Below are 13,063 nucleotides of genomic sequence, written 5' to 3'. Positions count from 1 at the left end.
GTTCCGGACCGCGCAACGGCCGCCGCTTCCCTTAGCTCTTCGCCGGCATCCAGCCCTGCTCCTGGCCGAGCTTGGCGATCTGCTTGGCGATGGTGTCGCCGAGGCGCTTTTCATCGGACGACACATCCGCGTGCTTCGTCTCCGACACCGCGTGCAGCCCGCCCGACACCGCGAGCGATGTCGCGACGTGCCCCGCCGCCGCGCCGACGCCCGCCATTTCCGCGACGCCCGGCGCGTGGCCGCTGTCGGCTTTCGCGTCGAATTGTTCGAGCAGTTGCGGCACGCCGTTCGCGGGCTTGAGGACGACCTGCACCGTCGCGCCGACCTTGCTTTCGCCCGCGCCGAGGCCGATCACCATGCGGCGGCGGCGATTGCCCGCATCGATCGTATTGATGCTTCCTTCGACGACGAGCACGCTCCGATCTTGCGGCGGCGGCACGTCGGCGCGGATCGCGGGGAGACCCATCGATTGCAGTTTGGCGACGATTTCGTTCGCGACTTCCTCGCGCGCCGCGATGGCGTCTTGCGTCTGCTTCCGCGCTTGCGAATCGCCGGACATCGCCGAGCCGAGCTTCGAAATCAGGCCGTGATTGTCGAGCTTGACGTCGTTCGCGTCGCTGGCGAATGCGTAGACGTAGATCGCGTCGGGGCGCACGGCGGGCGCAGCCGCGACGGTCTGCACGTACTGCCCGTACTGATTCGATGCCTGCGCCGGATTGCTCGCGCATCCCGCAAGCAGCGCCGTGCCGACGACGAAACCGGCGAGCGCCGCGCCGCGCACTTTCTTGAACAAGTTGATCGAGCTGGACATGTTGCACCTCCTGTGTGGATTCGTGGATGCGTGACACGGCTCGGTTCTCGCTGCTGCATCTGCTTCGTTTCACGCTGGACGCAACTATGGACGATGACCGCGGCGGAAGCCATCGAGCATTTATGTCGCGGGGTTTCACGGGCGGCGAACGCTTGCCGGACGCGGCTTCAGCAACGTACTGCGCTTATGGCTAACATCCCGGAACGCGTCGTGGCGAAATCGCCGGCGCATTCCGCCAACCCAATCGAAGGAGCAGACATGGATCTCAAGATCGGCAACAAGCTCGCGCTGGTATCCGGATCGACGAAGGGCATCGGACATGCCATTGCCGTGGCGCTCGCGCGTGAAGGCGCGCGCGTGATCATCAACGGCCGTTCGCAGGCGTCTGTCGATGCGGCGCTGGCTAAACTGCGCGAACTCGTGCCCAACGCGCAGGGCGAAGGCTTCGCCGGCGACGTCTCCGACGCAGCGCAAGTCGACGCGCTCGTGAAGCGCTTTCCGCACGTCGATATTCTCGTGAACAACATGGGCATCTTCGATCCGAAGCCGTTCGAAGAGATTCCCGACGACGAATGGCTGCGCTTTTTCAACACCAACGTGATGTCGGGCGTGCGCCTGTCGCGCGCGTATCTGCCGAAGATGAAGGAGAAGAACTGGGGCCGCGTCGTGTTCATCAGCAGCGAGAGCGGCATTCAGATTCCCGTCGAGATGATTCATTACGGCGTGACCAAATCGGCGCAGATTTCGCTCGCGCGCGGCCTCGCGGAAACCTGCGCGGGCACCGGCGTGACCGTCAATTCGGTGCTGCCGGGGCCGACGAGTTCCGAAGGCGTCACCGAGTTCGTCGAGAAACTGTCGGGCGGCAAGAGCTTCGGCGAATTCGAGAAGCAGTTCTTCGAAGAAGCGCGGCCCACGTCGATTCTCAAGCGCTTCATCACGCCCGAGGAAATCGGCAGCATGGTGGCGTACGTGTGCTCGGAGCTTTCATCGGCGACGAACGGCGCGGCGTTGCGCGCGGATGGCGGCGTCGTGCGCGCGGCGTTCTGAGCGCGCTAGGCCTTCAACGACGACGCCAGCTCCAGCGCCGCAACGATAGCCGCGACGGTTTTTTCGCGCGCGGCTTCGTCGTTCTGGCGCAGCGCGTAGGACGGGTGATACGTCGCGACGACCAGCTTGTCCCGATACGGCACGACGCGCCCGACATGCGCCGAAAGCGTCGCGCGCCGTCCGAAAAGCGCGGCCAACGCGGTCGCGCCGAGCGTGACGATCACCTTCGCGCCGACGTCATGCAGTTCCTGTTCGAGCCAGTACGAACAGGCTTCGACCTCCTGCTGCGCGGGCGTCTTGTGCAGACGGCGCTTGCCGCGCGGCTCCCATTTGAAGTGCTTCACCGCGTTGGTCAGATAGACGTGCTCGCGCACGACGCCGGCACGCTGCATCGCGTCCTGAAGCAGCTGCCCGGCCGGTCCGACGAACGGCTCGCCCTTCAGATCCTCCTGATCGCCGGGCTGTTCGCCGAGCAGCATGATGCGCGCATCGGACGGACCGGCGCCGTGCACTGCCTGCGTCGCGTTGCGCCACAGATCGCAGCGGCGGCAAGTATCGAGCGATGTGGGCGCGTCCCGCTCCGGCTGCGCTGCGAGCGCATCGACCTGAACCGCCTTGCCGCCGAGCGCGCCGACGTTTTGCGCCTGCGCGACGCGTCGCGCGCCGCCGCGCGCATCGCTGACGAGCTTCGGGATCAGTGCGCCTTCCGGCAGCCCTTTCCAGAAACGCACCGGCATATGCTGTTCGAGCGCGGATTCGTTCAGTCGCGCCGGATTGAAGATGCTGCGGTAGTAGGTCATCCAGAGCGCTTCGGCGGCATCCGGCAAGACCGCCGCATGATCCGACGCCAGCGCGCGGCCGCGCTCCAGTTGCAGGCGCTCGCCGTCGAACATCGCGGCGCCGTCGGGCGTTGCGATGAGCCACGTCGAGCGTCCCATGCGCGCGGCGAAATGCTCCGCGCCCCACGCGAGCACGTCGTGATCCGGCTCGTACCACGCGACGAATTCCGGCGCGCCGAGCGACGCGTCGCGCTGCCGGAAGCGCACATACGCGATCATGTCGTGCTGCGCGCGGCGCACCGCCTTCGCCATCTTGTAGAGGCGCGCGCCGTCTTCATCGGCGGGCGATGCCACCGAGCGGTCGCCCTGCGCCCAGCGCCACAGCACGCGATATAAAAAGCTCCAGCGGCGCGCGTCGCGAAAATGCGCGGCGTCTTTCAGCAGCGATGCGAGTTCGCGCGACACGCGGATAGGCGGCGCATCCGCTGCCTTCGCCGCTTTCGCCGATCGCGCCGACTCGTTGAACAACGCCGGCTCCGCCTGAGCCGTACGCCAGTCGATCGATTCGGGCGGGAGCTTTTGCGCGAGCGCATCGAGCGCGGCGACGCGCCAGGCGTCGAATTCGTCGTCGATGGCGATGACGTGCATCAGATCAGCGAGAGCTGCACCGGGCCGGTCGCGAGCGCGCGCCGCAGACTGTCCGAAGGCGCTTCGTCGAGCGGCGGCCGGTAATCCGCCGTGACGACGAACGGCTTCACCTTGTCCATGCCGCAGCGCAGCCGCACGAGATCGTGATAGCGCACGCGCCGCTCGCGCCGCAACTCCACGATGCGCTTCGCGTTGCGCATGCCGATGCCCGGCACGCGCGCGATCATGCGCGCGGGCGCGGCGTTCAGATCGACGGGAAAGCGCTCGCGATGCGCAAGCGCCCACGCGAGTTTCGGATCGACATCGAGCGGAAGGTTGCCGGCATCGCCGAGCAGTTCGGCGGCGGCGAAACCGTAGCCGCGCATCAGAAAATCCGCCTGATACAGCCGATGCTCGCGCAAGAGCGGCGGCGCTTTCGACGGCACGCCCGAGGGGCTGTCAGGAATCGGGCTGAACGCCGAGTAATACACGCGCTTTAGCTGATAAGAGCCGTACAGCGTTTCGGCGGTGCCGAGGATCGTGCGGTCGTCGGTTTCATCGGCGCCGACGATCATCTGCGTGCTCTGCCCCGCCGGCGCGAACTTCGGCGCGCGCGGCTCCGCTTCCGATTCCTCGCGCGCGACGCGGATGTTGCCCATCGCCAGCTTGATCGTGCGGCCGCTCTTTTCCGGCGCGAGCCGCTCGAGGCTGATTTCCGTCGGCAATTCGATGTTCACGCTCAGACGGTCGGCATAGCGTCCCGCTTGCGCGATGAGTTCGGGATCGGCATCGGGAATCGTCTTCAGATGGATGTAGCCGCGAAATCCGTGCTTCTCACGCAGCAATTTCGCGACGAGGACGAGCTGCTCCATCGTGTAGTTCGACGAACGAATCACTCCGGAACTGAGAAACAACCCGTCGATGTAATTGCGACGGTAGAAATCCAGCGTGAGCGTAACGACTTCTTCCGGCGTGAAGCGCGCACGCGGCACGTTACTGGACCGGCGATTGATGCAGTACCGGCAGTCGTACAGACAAAAGTTCGTCAGCAAAATCTTGAGCAGCGAGACGCAGCGCCCGTCGGGCGTGAAGCTGTGGCAGATGCCGGAGCCGGTGCTCGCGCCGAGGCCATCGATGCCGCGCGACTCGCGTTTGGGCGCGCCGCCGCTCGCACACGACGCGTCGTATTTGGCGGCGTCGGCGAGAATTTCGAGCTTTTCGGAGAGATCCATCTTGATTATGATACTGTATGTTTATACAGTACCTCACGAGAGGCGCGGAGTCAAAGGTAATCACGGCATCGCACGCTTCGCGCCTGCCCTCGCAATCCCTTTCGGAGCCTTTCATGCGATTCGACTACAAGACGTTTCACATCGACTGCACCGCCCATCACGACGAAGACGGCAGCTACTACGCGCACGCACGCATCACGCGTCCGGCGGACGAGCGCACCGCGCATGCGGAAGTATTCGAATCCGGCGAGCTGGATGCGTTCGCGAGCGAGTCGGATGCCGTCCATTGCGCGCGGGCGTGGGCCGTCGAGTGGTGTGACGAGGCGACTGCATGACAATTCGATTTCTTCCCGCGGCACGGTGATTGCGCAATGTAATCTGCGACGCCGCAGCTTTGCGCAAGGCGGCGCGCATCGAGATCATTGATCAACGGGAGGAAACCATGAAGAACGCCAAGAGAAGTTTGATTGTGTCGGCCATGATTCTGGGCTTGTCGGGCGCGGCATTCGCGCAAGGCGCGGGCGGCGGTGCCGGCGGCGGCGGCGCGGGTGGCGCGGGTGGCGGCACGGCGGGCGGCAACGGGGCCGGTCAGGGCGGCACCGGAATGGGCACGCCGAACAGCAACGGTGTAACCGGCTCGACGTCGGGCGCATCGGGCTCGAACACGATGGATTCGTCCAAGGGCAGCAGCAAGATGCACAAGAAGGGCAGCTCGGGATCGAACATGTCGAGCGGCACCTCCGGCAAGTCGGAATAAACGTATTGAGTTTCCACATTTCGGCGCGCCCGGACTTTCGCAAGTCCGGGCGCGTTTTTCGTGCTTCTTCTTTAAACCCGCACGCCTATCCCCACCAAGGTATCCCTGCCAGATAGGGATTTCTCGCGCCTTCCCATCGCCGTAAGGTAATCCCCGAGCGCCATTCGTCGCGCCCGGTGCGTCGTCATTTGTCGCGTCGGACGAAGCGAGCCCGCGCTCGATCCATTCATCCGTCCATCGGCAAAGCGGCAAGGAGTCCGAGACTCGCGTTCCCGGCTGCTTGTGCATTCGTTTCAAGGAGCTGGAACATGAAGGCAAAGATCAACCCGAAATTTCTCGCGATGATGGCAGCATGCGCGGTCGTGTCAGGAATCGGTGTCGCGCACGCGCAAGGCATGCCCGCCGATGCGCAGCAACTCGTCCAGACGATGCGCCCGATGTACATGTCGCAGGCCATGCCCGATGAATCTCAGACGCAAACCGCCGCGACGCCGCAACAAGCCTCCGGCGGCGACTCCGCGTACGGCGGCATGAAGCCCGCCTCCGCGAGCGGACATCGCGATAGCGACTGCAGCCCGGCGAACTGCAACGTTTTCTTCGGTCAGTAGGCGCGACGCCTTATTCCGTGTGAGTCGTCCAGGCGAATGTCGCGCTGACCGACTCGCCCGGTTCCAGCACCGCGCCGCCCTTCGCGGCGCGGTCGACATCGAGATTGACCCAGTCCGCCACGTTGCTCACCGGCTCAACGCAGAGCAAATCGGGATGCGACTTCGGTGCATACACCACCAGGGCATCGAACGGCTCTTGCGCGCTGAGCGCGACCGCGCGGCGTTCGTCGGGCCACGCGATCGTCGTCGTGCGCGACCAACCGGCGAAGTTGTTGTCGAGATCGAAGGCATCGGCGGACATGCCTTCTTGCGACGCCATCGCATCGACGCACGGATGCGCGCCCGCATGCGTGGGCAGCAGATCGGGCGTGCTGTGCCACATCGACGCGACGCGTGCGTGAACGCGCGTATTGCGCGTGCGCGGATAGTACGGGTGATGTCCCATGCCGAACGGCATCGGCCGATCGGACAGGTTGCGCGCGGAGAGCGTCACGCTTAGCGTGTGGTCATCGAGCGCGATGTCCTGCGTCGCCTCGTATGCGAACGGCCAGTGACGCGCGGCATCGCGCGAGGGTTCGTGCAAAAAATGCAGACGCGCGCGGGCGTCCGACACATCGCCGACACGCCACGGCAAGCGCCACGCGTTGCCGTGCAGCGCGTGCGCAAAGGCGTTGCCGTCGCCGGAAAGATCGATGAGCGCACCGTCGAACACGAAGCGCGCATCGCGGATGCGATTGCAGTACGGCAGGAGCGGAAAGCTCGCCATGCCGAGCGGATCGCGTGCGGCCAGCGCGGCGGGCGTCGCAGGACGCAACCAGTCGATCGTACGTCCGTCGCGCGTTTCGTCGAAGGCCGCGATCGATCCGCCCACGTGCGGCGCAAGCAGCACGCGCCGCGCGCCATGACGCAGTTCGACGAGCGGATCGGACGGCGCGGCGCTCAATATGCAAACTGCCGATAGCTTTCGTCGAAGGTGCGCGCCGTCGTTTCCACCTGAGGATTGAAGCGCAGCAGCCGCCGCGCGCGCGGAGGCAACGCGGCGAAGACGTCGCGCGGCACGTCGATATGCACCTCGGGCCGGAAATACCACGCGCGGCTGTAGCCGATCACGACCATCGGACGCGGCTCGCCGATGAGATTCGGCGTACCGCGATGCAGGCCGCGCACATCGCGAATCATCACGTCGCCGACTTTCATCGGCACGCGCTCGGCGGGGAAGCGCCCTGCTTCGAGACCGGCCAGCGCCTCATCGCGCGACATGCGATGCGTGCCACGCGTCGTTTCGAGCGGACCGTTGCGGTCATCGACATCGACGAGCGGGAAATTCACCGCTAGCTGAAACGAAGGCGTTTCCGGCGCATCGTCGAAGAGCGGCGGCGTATCGCGATGCCAGTCCTGGAACTCGGAGCCGAGCACCGGGGTGTCGGTGGCGAGCTGGCACATCACCGGATCGCGCCCGGCCACGCGTTCGACGATCCCGACGATGTCTTCATCGCAAAAGACCGACGGGTCCGCGAACTCGCCTTCGAACGGCAGCGTGACGTAATAGCGGCCCGGTCCGCGATTGCCGCTCGCCGACGCCTCGCGCGCTGCATCGACGTGCGGTTGCAGAAGCGGCGCGAACGCATCGCGCCATGCGTCGATCGTCGCGCGCGGGAAATGATCGCGCAGCAGGACGAAGCCGTCTCGTTCGAACGCTTCGGCGAGCGCGTCTCGCGCGCTCTCATCGTACTTGCCCATGCACTTTCTCCTCGTTGCGAGTGCGAAAACAGAATCGCATGCGTGTAATCCGCTCGTCAATATTATTAGTAATAACCAGTGAAAACCCTGAGCAGAAATGACCAATAAAAACGTGCTTTCCGCGTCGTTCATCACTAATATTAGTGGCAAGTTTCTCCGGCCCGCGAGACAGGTTTCGCGCAGAGTTCAGCCGCCCGGCGCGGCACGCACAATGAAAAAATCCACGCAACGCCGCCCGACGATGACCGACATCGCGAAGCTCACCGGAGTCTCGCAATCGACGGTCTCGCTCGTGCTGAACAACGCAAGCGGCGCGAAGTTCTCCGACACCACGCGCGACAAGGTGCTGCGCGCCGCGCAAGATCTCGGCTATCGCATGACGCAGCGCGAACCGGTCGCCGCGCTCGATAGCCAGCGCGAGCGCAATCTGATCGTCTATCTCGCCGACGAGATTTCGACGAGCCCGCATCCGGTCGTGAGCATCGACGGCGCGCGGGACGCGGCCTTCGCCAACGGGCGCATGCTCGCCGTCTATTCGACGCACGGCAATGCGGAGATCGAGGCGCGCGTGCTCGACGCGACGCTCGGCAATCCGAACGTGCTCGGCGTGATCTACGCGACGGTCTATACCCGCCGCGTCACGCTGCCGGCCGTGCTCGCCAAGGTGCCGACCGTGCTGCTCAACTGCTACACGAGCGATGCGAGCGTGTCCTCTGTGGTGCCGGCGGAAGTCGCGGGCGGGCACACCGCGACGGATCATCTGCTGGCCGCGGGGCACAAGCGCATTGGCTATATCAACGGCGAGCCGTGGCAGGACGCGGCGCGCGATCGTCTGAAGGGCTATCGGACCGCGCTCGCCACAGCCGATCTGCCGTTCGCGCCGGAACTGGTGCGCGAAGGCGACTGGAGTCCCGACACCGGCTTCGAACAGACGCTCTCGCTAATGCGCGAGCCGAATCCGCCGACCGCGATCTTTTGCGCGAACGACCTGATGGCGCTCGGCGCGATCGAGGCGTTGAAGCAACTCGGACTGCGCGTGCCCGACGATGTATCCGTGCTCGGCTACGACGATCAGGAAATCGCGCGGCATACGCATCCGCCGCTTTCGACCGTCGTGCTGCCGAACTATGAGCTAGGGCGCTGGGCAGTCGAGACGCTGCTGCAGGAAGAAGAGAACCGGGCCGCGGGCGCACCCGTTCGGCGTCGCACCGTGAAGCTGGACGGACCGCTGATCGAGCGCGGCTCCGTCGCGGAAAACACCGAGGCGAAACAGTTGGCCATTAATAATATTAGCGATTGATCGTTAATGAAATGCGCTGAAGCAATCGCCGCATTCGCACGGAACGCGGTACGCAGTTTGACTCTCGCAGCAGGCAGACCGGGCAACACCAAGCATCGGCGTCATTAGAAAAAGCCTAACCATTCAATGGAGGAAGACATGCTGTCATTAGATAAGAAATCGCGCCTGGGCCTGCGCCCGCTCGCTGCCGCACTGACCGCCCTGACCGCACTCACGCTCGCGGCCGGCTTCACCGCCGCCCACGCCGCCGACGACGGCCTGCCGAAGATCCCGAACAAGAAGCCGTTGAAGGTCGGCTTTGCGCAGACCGAGAGCAATAATCCGTGGCGTCTCGCGGAGACGAAGAGCTTCAAGGACATCGCGGCGAAATGCGGCTGGCAGATGGTCATGACCGACGCCAACAGTTCCGCGGCGAAGCAGGTCTCGGACATCCAGAGCATGATCGCGCAGCACGTCGATCTGCTCGTCTTCCCGCCGCGCGAGGAAAAGCCGCTCGTGCCGGTCGTGATGCAGGCGAAGAAAGCCGGCATTCCCGTGATTCTGGTCGACCGCAACATCGATCAGTCGATGGCGAAGGCGGGCAAGGACTACATCACGTTCATCGGCTCGGACTTCATCGATCAGGGTCAGCGCGCCGCCGACTGGCTCGTGAAGGCGACCAACGGCAAGGCGACCATCATCGAGCTGGAAGGCTCGACGGGCGCGTCCGCCGCGAACGATCGCAAGAAAGGCTTCGACGATGTCATCGCGAAGAATCCCGGCATGAAGATCGTTGCGTCGCAAAGCGGCGACTTCGCGCGCGACAAGGGCCGTCAGGTGATGGAGACGCTCTTGCAGGCGCATCCCGACGTGACCGCGGTCTACGCGCACAACGACGAAATGGCGCTCGGCGCGATCGCGGCGATCAAGGCGGCGGGCAAGCAGCCGGGCAAGGATATCGTTCTCGTGACGATCGACGGCACCAAGGGCGGCCTCGAAGCGATCAAGGCGGGCGAGCTCGGCGCGAGCGTGCAATCCAGCCCGTTCTTCGGACCGCTCGCATGCGACGTCGCGCAGAAGTACGCGAAGGGCGAAACGGTGCCGCCGTGGGTGAAGGTCTCGGATCGCTTCTACGACAAGAGCAACGTCGACGCAAGCATGCAGTACGGGTACTGAGCGAAGTGTGTGTGTGACTTGCGGGCGTCTGATCGAAGGCGCTCGCTTTTTCATTTCGACGGATATCACGCATGGCTCAGACTCCCCTTCTCGACATGCAGGACATCGATATCGCGTTCGGAGGCGTCGCTGCGTTGAAGCGCGCGCGCCTGACCGTCGCAGCGGGCGAAGTGCACGCGCTCATCGGCCAGAACGGCGCGGGCAAGTCCACGCTCATCAAGATTCTCACGGGCGCGTATCGCAAGAGCGCGGGCACGATTCGCTTCGATGGCCGCGAAGTCGATTTCCGCACGCCGAAGGAAGCGCGCGAAGCGGGCATCAGCACGATCTATCAGGAGATCAATCTCGTGCCTTTCCGCTCCGTCGCGGAAAACATCTTTCTCGGGCGCGAGCCGCGCCGTTTCGGTCTCATCGACTGGAACACCGTGCAACGGCGTGCGAGCGAATTGCTCGAATCATTCGGATTGCGTATCGATGTAAAGAAGCCCGTGCGCGACTATTCCACCGCGATTCAGCAGATGGTCGCGCTCGCGCGCGCGGTGTCGTCGGATGCGAAGATGGTCATCATGGATGAATCGACGTCCTCGCTCGACGAGCGCGAAGTCGAGCTGCTCTTCACCGTCGTGCGCCGCTTGCGCGACGACGGGCGCGCGGTCATCTTCGTCTCGCATCGGCTCGATGAACTCTATGCGCTGTGCGATCGCGTCACCGTGATGCGCGACGGCCAGACCGTCGCCGAAAACACGATGCAGGAAATGGACAAGCTGAAGCTCGTCACGACGATGCTCGGCCGCACGCTCGCCGCCGTCGTGCATGAAGACAGCGCGGTGAAGGAAGCGAATCTCGCGAAGCGCGGTCCGGTCGCGCTCGCGGCGCAAGGGCTCGCGGCGGGCGCGAAGGTCACGGACGTATCGCTCGATGTTCACGCGGGCGAAGCGGTCGGCCTCGCGGGCCTGCTCGGCTCGGGCCGCACGGAAACGATGCGCCTGCTCTTCGGCGCGGATCGCCCGGCGAAAGGAACGCTCGATATAAACGGCGAGCCAGCATCGTTCAAATCGCCGAAAGATGCGATCGCGCGCGGCGTCGCGTATCTGACGGAAGATCGCAAGGCCGAAGGCATCGTGCCGGAGCTTTCCGTGCGCGACAACCTCACGCTCGTCTGCCTGCCTGCGCTGACGAAACGCGGCGTCGTCGATGTCGCGAAGCAGCGCGAGATCGTCGATGGCTTCATCGAATCGCTCGGCATCAAGCTACGCTCGCCCGATCAGCCGATACGCGAACTTTCCGGCGGCAATCAGCAGAAGGTTCTGCTCGCGCGCTGGCTCGCGACGCACCCTCGCCTCTTGCTGCTCGACGAGCCCACGCGCGGCATCGACGTGGGCGCGAAAGCCGACGTCGCGAAAATCGTGCGCGAATTGCGCGATGCCGGCATGGCGGTGCTGCTGTCCGCATCGGAACTGGAAGAACTCACGGCAGTGGCGGATCGCGCAGTCGTGATCCGCGACGGCGAAACGGTCGCGCAACTAGACGGCGCGCAGATGAACGAGGCGTCGATCATGGATGCGATCGCGTATGGCGCGGGCGCGGAGTCGACGCTCGCCGAGGCGGTAGAGGAAGCGAAACATGATCGATGATACGCAACGGGCCGCGCCGATCGTGCAGGCATCGGCAAAGAAGAAGCGTGGCGTGGCGATTCAGCGCGAAGTCGCCGTGCTGCTCGCGATGATCGTCTTCAATCTGATCTTCACGCAGCACTTCGTTTCGCTGCAGACGTTCAACGTGAATCTCACGCAAGTGGTGACGATCGTGATCGTCGGCATCGGCATGACGCTCGTCGTCGCGACGGGCGGCATCGACCTGTCCGTGGGCGCGTCGATGGCGATAGCCGGTGCGCTCGCGCCGATGCTCTTCATGAACGTCGACGGGCCGCTCGGCATCGTGCTTGCGTTCACGCTGCCGATCGTCGCCGCCGCGTTATGCGGCGTCTTCAACGGCTTTCTCGTGACGCGACTGAACGTGCAGCCGATCGTCGCGACGCTCGTGCTCTTCATCGCGGGCCGCGGCATCGCGCAAGTCGTCACCGATGGGAGCCTTCAGGCGTTCACGAATCCCGCGTTTCAATGGATCGCGCTCGGCAAGATCGCGGGCGTGCCGTTCCAGATTCTCCTGATGCTCGTGCTCGTCGCACTCTTTACGTGGATCGTGCGCAAGACGCTGTTCGGCAAGTTCCTGCTCGTGACGGGCGGCAATGAGGACGCCGCGTATCTCTCGGGCATTCCGACCGCGCGCGTGAAGATGATCGCGTACACCGTATGCGCGGCGCTCGCCGGGCTAGCCGGGCTGATTTCGATCTCGGTGAATTCGTCGTCGGATGCGAATGTCGTCGGTCTCGGCGTGGAGCTCGATGCGATCGCGGCGGTCGCGGTCGGCGGCACCGCGTTGACGGGCGGCAAGGCGTATATCACGGGCACGCTGATCGGCGCGCTCATCATCCAGTTGCTGCGTTATACGCTGCTCGCGCACGGCATTCCGGATGCCGCCGCGCTGGTGCTGAAGGCCGCGATCATCATCGTCGCGGTGTACGTGCAACGCAAGCGAGGTTGAACGTCGACATGAAAAAGAACTTGCCGATTCTCATCGCGCTCGCGGCGCTGCTCGTGCTCGGCGTCATGCGTTACGAACATTTCGCGGACGCGTACAACATCACGTCGTTCTGGCGATACAACTCGATGTTCCTGCTGATCTCGATCGGCATGGCGTTCGTCATCATCACGGGCGGCATCGATCTGTCCGTCGGCGCGGTGGCCGCGCTCGCGAGCGTGGTGTCGGCGCTGGCGGGGGGCGCGCGGGGGGGGGGGGGGGGGGGGGGGGGGGGGGGGGGGGGGGGGGGGGGGGGGGGGGGGGGGGGGGGGGGGCGCCCGCCCCCCCCCCCGCCGCCGTCGGCGTTCTGCTTACGACACGGTTAGGGCTTGAGCAACTGCGTGAGCGATTCGATCTGCTCGGCGCA

General features: G+C 64.8%; 13 protein-coding genes and 1 pseudogene. 9 read left to right on the top strand and 5 right to left on the bottom strand.

What is annotated here, in order from left to right; translation table 11 throughout:
- Window positions 1-31: 31 nt before the first annotated feature.
- Window positions 32-811, bottom strand: a complete 780-nt coding sequence (locus tag NCR93_RS20315) for a DUF4410 domain-containing protein (protein WP_008347752.1) — start codon at window positions 809-811, stop codon at window positions 32-34.
- 258 nt (window positions 812-1,069) lie between these two features.
- Here NCR93_RS20315 and NCR93_RS20310 point away from each other — a divergent pair, with 258 nt between their 5' ends.
- Window positions 1,070-1,858 carry an SDR family NAD(P)-dependent oxidoreductase gene (locus NCR93_RS20310; RefSeq protein WP_008347750.1) on the top strand — a complete coding sequence of 263 codons (789 nt, stop codon included), beginning with the start codon at window positions 1,070-1,072 and terminating at the stop codon, window positions 1,856-1,858.
- 5 nt (window positions 1,859-1,863) lie between these two features.
- Here the strand turns inward: NCR93_RS20310 and NCR93_RS20305 are convergent, their stop codons facing one another.
- Complete coding sequence (locus tag NCR93_RS20305; protein WP_034470996.1) at window positions 1,864-3,285, bottom strand: UdgX family uracil-DNA binding protein; 1,422 nt, start codon at window positions 3,283-3,285, stop codon at window positions 1,864-1,866.
- A complete protein-coding gene (locus NCR93_RS20300) occupies window positions 3,285-4,496 on the bottom strand; it encodes a putative DNA modification/repair radical SAM protein (RefSeq protein ID WP_008347746.1) in 1,212 nt (403 codons plus the stop codon). Before NCR93_RS20300 ends, NCR93_RS20305 begins: the two co-directional genes overlap by 1 nt.
- Before the next feature lie 113 nt (window positions 4,497-4,609).
- Between NCR93_RS20300 and NCR93_RS20295 the strand changes: the two genes are divergently transcribed.
- From NCR93_RS20295 to NCR93_RS20285, 3 genes are all read left to right on the top strand, one after another.
- Complete coding sequence (locus tag NCR93_RS20295; protein WP_175980616.1) at window positions 4,610-4,831, top strand: hypothetical protein; 222 nt, start codon at window positions 4,610-4,612, stop codon at window positions 4,829-4,831.
- Between the two features lie 107 nt (window positions 4,832-4,938).
- Window positions 4,939-5,253: a hypothetical protein gene (locus NCR93_RS20290; protein ID WP_239294892.1), complete on the top strand. Its 315-nt coding sequence runs from the start codon at window positions 4,939-4,941 to the stop codon at window positions 5,251-5,253.
- A gap of 308 nt (window positions 5,254-5,561) precedes the next feature.
- Entirely contained in the window at window positions 5,562-5,861 is a 300-nt protein-coding gene (locus NCR93_RS20285; RefSeq protein WP_008347741.1) for a hypothetical protein, read from the top strand.
- 10 nt (window positions 5,862-5,871) lie between these two features.
- On the opposite strand, the gene NCR93_RS20280 is transcribed toward NCR93_RS20285, so the two are convergent.
- Window positions 5,872-6,804: an aldose 1-epimerase gene (locus NCR93_RS20280; RefSeq protein ID WP_175980612.1), complete on the bottom strand. Its 933-nt coding sequence runs from the start codon at window positions 6,802-6,804 to the stop codon at window positions 5,872-5,874.
- Window positions 6,801-7,601, bottom strand: coding sequence for a phytanoyl-CoA dioxygenase family protein (locus NCR93_RS20275; RefSeq protein WP_008347737.1), 801 nt, complete (start codon window positions 7,599-7,601; stop codon window positions 6,801-6,803). Before NCR93_RS20275 ends, NCR93_RS20280 begins: the two co-directional genes overlap by 4 nt.
- Window positions 7,602-7,812: 211 nt before the next feature.
- Here NCR93_RS20275 and NCR93_RS20270 point away from each other — a divergent pair, with 211 nt between their 5' ends.
- The 5 genes and pseudogenes from NCR93_RS20270 to NCR93_RS20250 form a co-directional block, all read left to right on the top strand.
- A complete protein-coding gene (locus NCR93_RS20270) occupies window positions 7,813-8,901 on the top strand; it encodes a LacI family DNA-binding transcriptional regulator (RefSeq protein ID WP_008347735.1) in 1,089 nt (362 codons plus the stop codon).
- Window positions 8,902-9,039: 138 nt separating this feature from the next.
- Window positions 9,040-10,056: an ABC transporter substrate-binding protein gene (locus NCR93_RS20265; RefSeq protein WP_008347733.1), complete on the top strand. Its 1,017-nt coding sequence runs from the start codon at window positions 9,040-9,042 to the stop codon at window positions 10,054-10,056.
- 71 nt (window positions 10,057-10,127) lie between these two features.
- Window positions 10,128-11,690 carry a sugar ABC transporter ATP-binding protein gene (locus NCR93_RS20260; protein ID WP_175980610.1) on the top strand — a complete coding sequence of 521 codons (1,563 nt, stop codon included), beginning with the start codon at window positions 10,128-10,130 and terminating at the stop codon, window positions 11,688-11,690.
- Window positions 11,680-12,660, top strand: a complete 981-nt coding sequence (locus NCR93_RS20255) for an ABC transporter permease (protein WP_175980608.1) — start codon at window positions 11,680-11,682, stop codon at window positions 12,658-12,660. The genes NCR93_RS20260 and NCR93_RS20255 overlap by 11 nt, the downstream gene beginning before the upstream one ends.
- A gap of 8 nt (window positions 12,661-12,668) precedes the next feature.
- Window positions 12,669-12,893: pseudogene (locus NCR93_RS20250) on the top strand (ABC transporter permease); the annotation flags it as partial.
- Window positions 12,894-13,063 lie beyond the last annotated feature (170 nt).

Origin of the sequence: Caballeronia sp. ATUFL_F1_KS39 (genome assembly GCF_023630985.1) — a bacterium.
Taxonomy (GTDB): Bacteria; Pseudomonadota; Gammaproteobacteria; order Burkholderiales; family Burkholderiaceae; genus Caballeronia; species Caballeronia zhejiangensis.
This window is presented reverse-complemented; position numbering and strand designations above follow the sequence as displayed.

Excerpts from the sequence above, each read along its gene's own strand:
- NCR93_RS20315 (WP_008347752.1), bottom strand. The coding sequence starts at position 811 with ATGTCCAGCTCGATCAACTTGTTCAAGAAAGTGCGCGGCGCGGCGCTC.
- NCR93_RS20310 (WP_008347750.1), top strand. The coding sequence starts at position 1,070 with ATGGATCTCAAGATCGGCAACAAGCTCGCGCTGGTATCCGGATCGACG.
- NCR93_RS20305 (WP_034470996.1), bottom strand. The coding sequence starts at position 3,285 with ATGCACGTCATCGCCATCGACGACGAATTCGACGCCTGGCGCGTCGCC.
- NCR93_RS20300 (WP_008347746.1), bottom strand. The coding sequence starts at position 4,496 with ATGGATCTCTCCGAAAAGCTCGAAATTCTCGCCGACGCCGCCAAATAC.
- NCR93_RS20295 (WP_175980616.1), top strand. The coding sequence starts at position 4,610 with ATGCGATTCGACTACAAGACGTTTCACATCGACTGCACCGCCCATCAC.
- NCR93_RS20290 (WP_239294892.1), top strand. The coding sequence starts at position 4,939 with ATGAAGAACGCCAAGAGAAGTTTGATTGTGTCGGCCATGATTCTGGGC.
- NCR93_RS20285 (WP_008347741.1), top strand. The coding sequence starts at position 5,562 with ATGAAGGCAAAGATCAACCCGAAATTTCTCGCGATGATGGCAGCATGC.
- NCR93_RS20275 (WP_008347737.1), bottom strand. The coding sequence starts at position 7,601 with ATGGGCAAGTACGATGAGAGCGCGCGAGACGCGCTCGCCGAAGCGTTC.
- NCR93_RS20270 (WP_008347735.1), top strand. The coding sequence starts at position 7,813 with ATGAAAAAATCCACGCAACGCCGCCCGACGATGACCGACATCGCGAAG.
- NCR93_RS20265 (WP_008347733.1), top strand. The coding sequence starts at position 9,040 with ATGCTGTCATTAGATAAGAAATCGCGCCTGGGCCTGCGCCCGCTCGCT.
- NCR93_RS20260 (WP_175980610.1), top strand. The coding sequence starts at position 10,128 with ATGGCTCAGACTCCCCTTCTCGACATGCAGGACATCGATATCGCGTTC.
- NCR93_RS20255 (WP_175980608.1), top strand. The coding sequence starts at position 11,680 with ATGATCGATGATACGCAACGGGCCGCGCCGATCGTGCAGGCATCGGCA.